Origin of the sequence: Neobacillus sp. KR4-4, assembly GCF_042136325.1 — a bacterium.
In the GTDB taxonomy this organism is placed as follows: domain Bacteria; phylum Bacillota; class Bacilli; order Bacillales; family Cytobacillaceae; genus Neobacillus.
Genome location: NZ_JBHHJU010000036.1, coordinates 45,898 through 52,219, shown reverse-complemented (window position 1 = coordinate 52,219; position 6,322 = coordinate 45,898). Strand labels below are relative to the sequence as shown.

Sequence of the window (6,322 nt, the reverse complement as noted above, 5' to 3'; positions counted from 1 at the left end):
AACCGACTTTCAGCTTTTCCTCATGAGAGGAATAGGATTATCCGGTATTAGCACCGGTTTCCCGGTGTTATCCCAGTCTTACAGGCAGGTTGCCCACGTGTTACTCACCCGTCCGCCGCTAGACTCCAAAGAGTCTCGCTCGACTTGCATGTATTAGGCACGCCGCCAGCGTTCGTCCTGAGCCAGGATCAAACTCTCCAAGAAAGTTGATTAGCTCATTTGTTACGTTGGCTTAGCTTCTTAAAAAAAGCTAAAATAAATTGTTTGTTTGCACGATTTTGTTTGTTTAGTTTTCAAGGATCAATTACCCAATCGCCTTAAGGCGACTTTATAATCTTATCAAGTTATTCACTGAAAGTCAACAACTTTTTTTAATTTCTTTTTCTCGCTGCGTCTGTCTCGCAGCAACAGATATTAATATACCACCATTCGAGAACAGGTGCAATAGTATTTTACGATTTTCCCTTTAAAATATTCAAAGTAATAATATTCTTACTCTTCCTCGTTATAAATATAAAAAAAGTGCCAGTAACATGGCACTTTTTTACGTATTATTTATGACGCATAAGCGGGAATAATAGTACGTCACGGATGGATGGAGAATTAGTAAGCAGCATAACTAAACGGTCAATTCCAATTCCTAATCCTCCTGTTGGCGGCATACCATATTCTAATGCTTCAACGAAGTCGTCATCCATCATGTGAGCTTCGTCGTTTCCTTGTTCACGTTCTTTTAATTGCGCTTCAAACCGTTCTCTTTGATCAATCGGATCATTCAGCTCTGTAAATGCATTCGCATGTTCACGAGCAACAATGAACAATTCAAAACGGTCTGTGAAGCGTGGGTCCTCATCATTTTTCTTCGCAAGTGGTGAGATTTCGACAGGATGTCCGTAAATAAAAGTAGGCTGGATTAATTTCTCCTCTACCTTTTGTTCGAAGAATTCATTAACAATATGGCCATAAAGCATGTTGTTATTAATTTCAACCCCGTGTTCCTTCGCAAGGTCACGAGCTTCTTCTACACTCATCTCTTTCCAAAAGTCTGCACCAGTGTATTCTTTGATGGCATCTACCATGTGAAGTCTTTTCCACTCAGGTTTAAGGTCTACCTCATAATCGCCATATTGAACCGTAGTTGAGCCAACTACTTCTTGGGCAATATGAGCAATTAGATTCTCTGTCAGACTCATGATATCACGGTAATCCGCATAAGCCTCATAGAGTTCAATCATTGTAAATTCAGGATTGTGACGAGTCGAGACACCTTCGTTCCGGAAAACACGGCCAATTTCATATACCTTTTCCAAACCGCCCACAATCAATCGTTTTAAGTGCAGTTCAATCGCAATCCTCATAAATAATGGCATATCCAAAGCATTGTGATGTGTTATGAATGGACGTGCAGATGCACCGCCAGCAATGGAATGCATCATTGGTGTTTCAACTTCTAAATAGCCGTGGTCATCTAAATACCGACGCATTGATTGAATAATACGGCTTCTTGAAATAAATGTAGCCTTACTTTCTTGACTCATAATTAAGTCTAAATACCGTTGACGGTAGCGCTGTTCAACATCCTTAAGTCCATGAAATTTATCAGGAAGCGGGCGTAACGCCTTTGTTAAAAACACAAAGTTTTCCACTTTAACTGATAATTCGCCTACTTTTGTTTTAAATAGTGTTCCGGATACACCAATTATGTCTCCTAGGTCTGAAGAATCGAATAGTTTATAATTCTCCTCACCGACTGCATCTTGACGAACATAGACTTGAATTTGACCTGTTAAATCTTGAAGGTGCGCAAAGCCTGCTTTTCCTTTTCCACGCTTCGTCATAATCCGACCCGCTAAAGAAACGGAAACATTTTTGGCTTCGATCTCTTCTTTTTCTAATTCTGCATATTGCTCAACTAATTCCTTTGTGTTATGTGAGCGGTCAAAACGTTTCCCGAATGGATCAAGACCATTTTCACGCATGGTATTCATTTTTTCACGTCTGACCATTAATTGGTCATTCAAATCTTCCTGACTCATAAAATCAACTCCAATAATCTTTTATTATGTAAAATGCTATTAATAAGGCGATCCCATTTTTCTACATACTTTATTATTTTACACAAACTTATACTTTCAGACATCAAAAAAGATGTTATTAAAATAAAAACTGCCAGTTTTTTCACTGGCAGCATCCAATTTAGTATAGAAAGACACTTTAAGTGACAGGTTTATCCTACAATTAACTGACTTTGTTCTTTTGCTTCGACTTCTGTGACCAATTCGTTTAGTAGTGTTACTAATTGATTCCTAGTATCACATTCATTGATCGCATTACGAACCGTGGCGTTACCGGGCACCCCTTTTAAATACCAAGCAGCATGTTTACGCATTTCACGAACAGCAACATATTCACTTTTAAGCGCGATTAAGCGGTCTAGATGAAGGATGCATACATCAATCTTTTCTCTAACAGATGGTTGAGGCATCAAGATACCAGTTTCTAAATACTGAACCGTACGGTAGATCATCCAAGGATCACCTAAAGCCGCTCTTCCGATCATTACCCCGTCTGCACCAGTTTCTTCAAGCATACGTTTGGCATCTTCCGGTGTATGAACATCACCATTACCAATCAACGGAATATTTAGGTTTCGCTTAACTTCACGAATGATGTCCCAGTTAGCACTGCCCTCATACATCTGAACACGTGTTCGTCCATGCAGGGATACCGCCTTCCCTCCAGCACGTTCAACAGCTTGGGCATTTTTCACAGCAAAAATATGCTCATCATCCCAGCCCATCCTCATTTTTACAGTTACAGGTTTTTCAACCTCTGCTACCACAGCTGAAACCATCTCGTAAATTTTATTAGGGTCAAGCAGCCACTTTGCCCCGGCATCACATTTGGTGATTTTAGGAACAGGGCAACCCATATTAATATCAATAATGTCTGCATTAGTATTCTGATCAACGAATTTAGCTGCTTCGACAAGCGTTTTTTTCTCTCCGCCAAAGATTTGCAAGCTTAATGGCTTTTCACGCTCATCGATATAAAGCATATTCATTGTCTTTTCATTTTTATGAATGATGCCTTTATCACTCACCATCTCTGCGCAAACTAATCCAGCGCCAAACTCTTTTACCGTTAAACGGAATGCCGAGTTACATACCCCAGCCATCGGAGCAAGGACAACTGGATTCTTCAATTCTATATCGCCAATTTTCAACATGAAACTACCTCCCCTCCTTCTTTAAGTTATTCTTAGGATTGAACTTATCATACGATCTATGCCAGCGCCTGTTTATTAATCTTTTGGCGTTAAGTCATCTATGGTGATTTTTAAAGAATCCGCAATCCTTTCCAGTAAATCACTGGCAGGAAGTCGATTCCCTCTTTCAATTTCGCCTAGGATTGATACAGATACACCTAGTTCCTTCGAAAAACCCTCTTGTGTAAAGCCCTTTAACTTCCGATAGGCTCGAATACGTCTTCCCCATTTTTCCGCTTCCATATTCGGACTCCTTCTTTATTTGGTAATTCTTCTAATGATGATTCAAGTAACTGATTTATCTCCGAACATTTCTTGTCCTGATAGATTTCTAAAAGTGGAATAATTACAAACGCTCGTTCTAACATCCTGGGATGTGGAAGGATGAGCTTCTCGCTTTGAATATTTTCTTGGTTATAGGTAAGAATGTCAAGGTCTATTGTTCGCGGACCCCACCTTATTTCCCTTTTTCTACCAAGTTCTAGTTCGATTTCTAAACATAAATCTAATAGATCCATGGAGGAAAAAGCGGTCTGAATCTCAATTACCATATTCAAAAATAAATCTTGTTCCTCATAGCCAATGGGATCTGTCTCATAAATAGAGGAGTAATTTACCAAATGAATTCCAGAATTACTGGTTAATCTTTTAATGGCACTCGTTATATTATCATAACGGTTTCCTATATTCGAGCCAAGGGCAATAAATGCTGTGTTTTCCACTTTTATCTTCTCCTTGTAATTTCTACTGCAACAGACCGGTAGTGACCCGGAATCGGTGGGTCTGGTTTAATCACCGTAACAGTTACTTCTGATATAAGCGGAAAGCCTGTCAGTACGCCTGCTGCAATTCGCTCTGCCACCGCCTCGACTAATTTAAAAGGAGGACCCTCCACGATTGTCTTGCAAACTTGGTAGAGTTCTGCATAATTCACTGAGTATTCCAGTTCATCGGTTTCTCCCGCTTTTTTTAAGTCAATAGAAACGGATAAATCCACTGCAAAACGCTGCCCTAACCGAGTCTCTTCTGAAAACACACCATGGTAGCCGTAAAACTCCATTCTATTGACATAAATTTTATCCAATGGTTTCACCCTTCCCCATTAGGGCATCCATCATTTTAGCCATTCTGCTCATTTCTTTCACATCGTGAACACGGACTATATGGCAGCCTTTTTGAATTCCGAAACAAACGGTTGCTCCTGTACCTTCCATTCTTTCATGGACAGGGAGATCTAATGCTTGTCCAATCATCGACTTTCTAGAAGTCCCTAATAATACTGGATAACCTAAATTAACAATCGTATCTAAATTCTGCATGGTTAGCAGATTTTCTTGATAATCCCTCGCAAAGCCAATACCCGGGTCAAGGATAATCTGTTCATCCTTCACCCCTGCCTTTTTTACAATGGCTATACTTTCATAAAGATCATTGATGACATCTCTCATAAATACCTTGTAATTTCGTTCTTTACGATTATGCATGAGCACGATCGGAACACCGTAGTCTGCCGCCACTTGTCCCATCTTTTCATCCGCTTTTGCCCCCCACACATCATTGATGATTTGAGCACCAGCTTCTATTGCTTGTTTGGCCACTTCTGCTTTATAGGTATCAATCGAAATCGGCACTTGAACTTGTTCAGAGATTGCCTGAATAATCGGGATCACCCGCTCGAGTTCCTCCTCTGCAGGAACAGCTGCAAAGCCTGGCCGGGTTGATTCCCCGCCGATATCAATAATATCCGCACCATTTGCTACCATTTCTTTTGCCCGTTTAACAGCCATTTCAACCTGGTTGAATTTACCTCCATCCGAAAAGGAATCTGGAGTAGCATTTAAAATGCCCATAATAATGGTCTTTCTACTACTATCCAAGGTATAGGGTCCACATTGGATTAGTTCATGAGATGTTTTCATACCTTTCCTCCTTATCCAGCCTTTTTATACTTCTATTATCATACATGAAATCTTTATTAGAATACAAAAAAAGAAGCATCGGCAAAGCCGACGCCTCTTAGCTATTTTTATTCAGCATCGTATTGGTAAAGTACGGTACTTAAATAACGCTCGCCATTATCAGGAATAATTGCTAATACCTTTTTACCTTTACCTAATTTCTTAGCAACTTCTAAGGCTGCGTATATCGCTGCGCCTGAAGAAATCCCGCCAAGAATCCCCTCTTCTCTGGCTGCACGTCTTGACGCTGCAAATGCTTCCTCCGTACCAACTTGGATTACTTCATCATAAATGTCAGTATTTAAAGTTTCAGGAACAAATCCTGCACCAAGACCTTGAAGTTTATGTGGACCTGGAGCTCCACCTGAAAGAACTGGAGAATCTGTTGGTTCTATCGCATAAATTTTAATTTCAGGGAAGTTTTCGCGCAGAACACTTCCTGCACCTGAAATGGTTCCTCCTGTACCGATTCCAGAAACAAATGCATCTAATTGATCCATTTGTTCAACAATTTCTTTACCTGTTGTTCTTTTATGAACTTCAGGATTTGCTTGGTTTTTAAATTGCTGCGGCAAGAAATAACCATGTTCCTTAACAAGCTCCTCTGCCTTAGCAATTGCACCCTTCATACCAGCTGGACCAGGTGTTAATACAAGTTCTGCTCCATATGCACGAAGGAGGTTCCGTCTTTCCAAACTCATCGTTTCAGGCATAACAAACACGGCTTTGTAACCTTTTGCTGCAGCAATCATTGCAAGTCCAATACCAGTATTTCCACTTGTAGGCTCAATAATGGTATCTACACCTGGTTTGATTAACCCTTGCTCTTCTGCCGCTTCAATCATAGATAAAGCGATACGATCCTTTACACTGCTGCTTGGGTTAAAATATTCTAGTTTTAAATAAACCTCAGCACTATTTTCATCTACTAATCTGTTTAATTTAACAATTGGCGTTTGGCCGACTAATTCGGCAACTGAATTTGCAACACGAACCATTAAGAGCACCCCTATTCCGAGTAAATTGATTGGATTTATATTATTAAATTTACCAGTTCTATACTGAGTTTGTCAATCGTTTTGTTTGCGTATTTTTA

At 39.9% G+C, this 6,322-nt stretch carries 7 protein-coding genes and 1 rRNA gene; all 8 read right to left on the bottom strand.

Features of this window, described 5'->3' with window-relative positions:
• A 16S ribosomal RNA gene (locus ACE198_RS25135) occupies positions 1-204 on the bottom strand; the annotation flags it as partial.
• A 347-nt stretch (positions 205-551) separates the two neighbouring features.
• On the bottom strand, positions 552-2,036 hold the full coding sequence (gene lysS, locus ACE198_RS25130; protein WP_098576789.1) for a lysine--tRNA ligase: 1,485 nt from the start codon (positions 2,034-2,036) through the stop codon (positions 552-554).
• 191 nt (positions 2,037-2,227) lie between these two features.
• Positions 2,228-3,229: a tRNA dihydrouridine synthase DusB gene (gene dusB, locus ACE198_RS25125; protein WP_251463069.1), complete on the bottom strand. Its 1,002-nt coding sequence runs from the start codon at positions 3,227-3,229 to the stop codon at positions 2,228-2,230.
• Between the two features lie 75 nt (positions 3,230-3,304).
• Positions 3,305-3,511, bottom strand: coding sequence for a helix-turn-helix domain-containing protein (locus ACE198_RS25120; RefSeq protein ID WP_098576787.1), 207 nt, complete (start codon positions 3,509-3,511; stop codon positions 3,305-3,307).
• The gene (gene folK, locus ACE198_RS25115; RefSeq protein ID WP_098576786.1) at positions 3,463-3,990 is read right to left on the bottom strand and encodes a 2-amino-4-hydroxy-6-hydroxymethyldihydropteridine diphosphokinase; all 528 of its coding nucleotides are present in this window, start codon (positions 3,988-3,990) and stop codon (positions 3,463-3,465) included. Before folK ends, ACE198_RS25120 begins: the two co-directional genes overlap by 49 nt.
• 2 nt (positions 3,991-3,992) lie before the next feature.
• Positions 3,993-4,352: a dihydroneopterin aldolase gene (gene folB / locus ACE198_RS25110; protein WP_098576785.1), complete on the bottom strand. Its 360-nt coding sequence runs from the start codon at positions 4,350-4,352 to the stop codon at positions 3,993-3,995.
• Positions 4,345-5,187 (bottom strand): dihydropteroate synthase, encoded by an 843-nt coding sequence (gene folP, locus ACE198_RS25105; RefSeq protein ID WP_098576784.1) that lies wholly within the window; start codon positions 5,185-5,187, stop codon positions 4,345-4,347. Before folP ends, folB begins: the two co-directional genes overlap by 8 nt.
• Positions 5,188-5,294: 107 nt before the next feature.
• Positions 5,295-6,224 carry a cysteine synthase A gene (gene cysK, locus ACE198_RS25100; RefSeq protein WP_375377449.1) on the bottom strand — a complete coding sequence of 310 codons (930 nt, stop codon included), beginning with the start codon at positions 6,222-6,224 and terminating at the stop codon, positions 5,295-5,297.
• Between the last annotated feature and the right edge of the window lie 98 nt (positions 6,225-6,322).

Excerpts from the sequence above, each read along its gene's own strand:
- lysS (WP_098576789.1), bottom strand. The coding sequence starts at position 2,036 with ATGAGTCAGGAAGATTTGAATGACCAATTAATGGTCAGACGTGAAAAA.
- dusB (WP_251463069.1), bottom strand. The coding sequence starts at position 3,229 with ATGTTGAAAATTGGCGATATAGAATTGAAGAATCCAGTTGTCCTTGCT.
- ACE198_RS25120 (WP_098576787.1), bottom strand. The coding sequence starts at position 3,511 with ATGGAAGCGGAAAAATGGGGAAGACGTATTCGAGCCTATCGGAAGTTA.
- folP (WP_098576784.1), bottom strand. The coding sequence starts at position 5,187 with ATGAAAACATCTCATGAACTAATCCAATGTGGACCCTATACCTTGGAT.
- cysK (WP_375377449.1), bottom strand. The coding sequence starts at position 6,224 with ATGGTTCGTGTTGCAAATTCAGTTGCCGAATTAGTCGGCCAAACGCCA.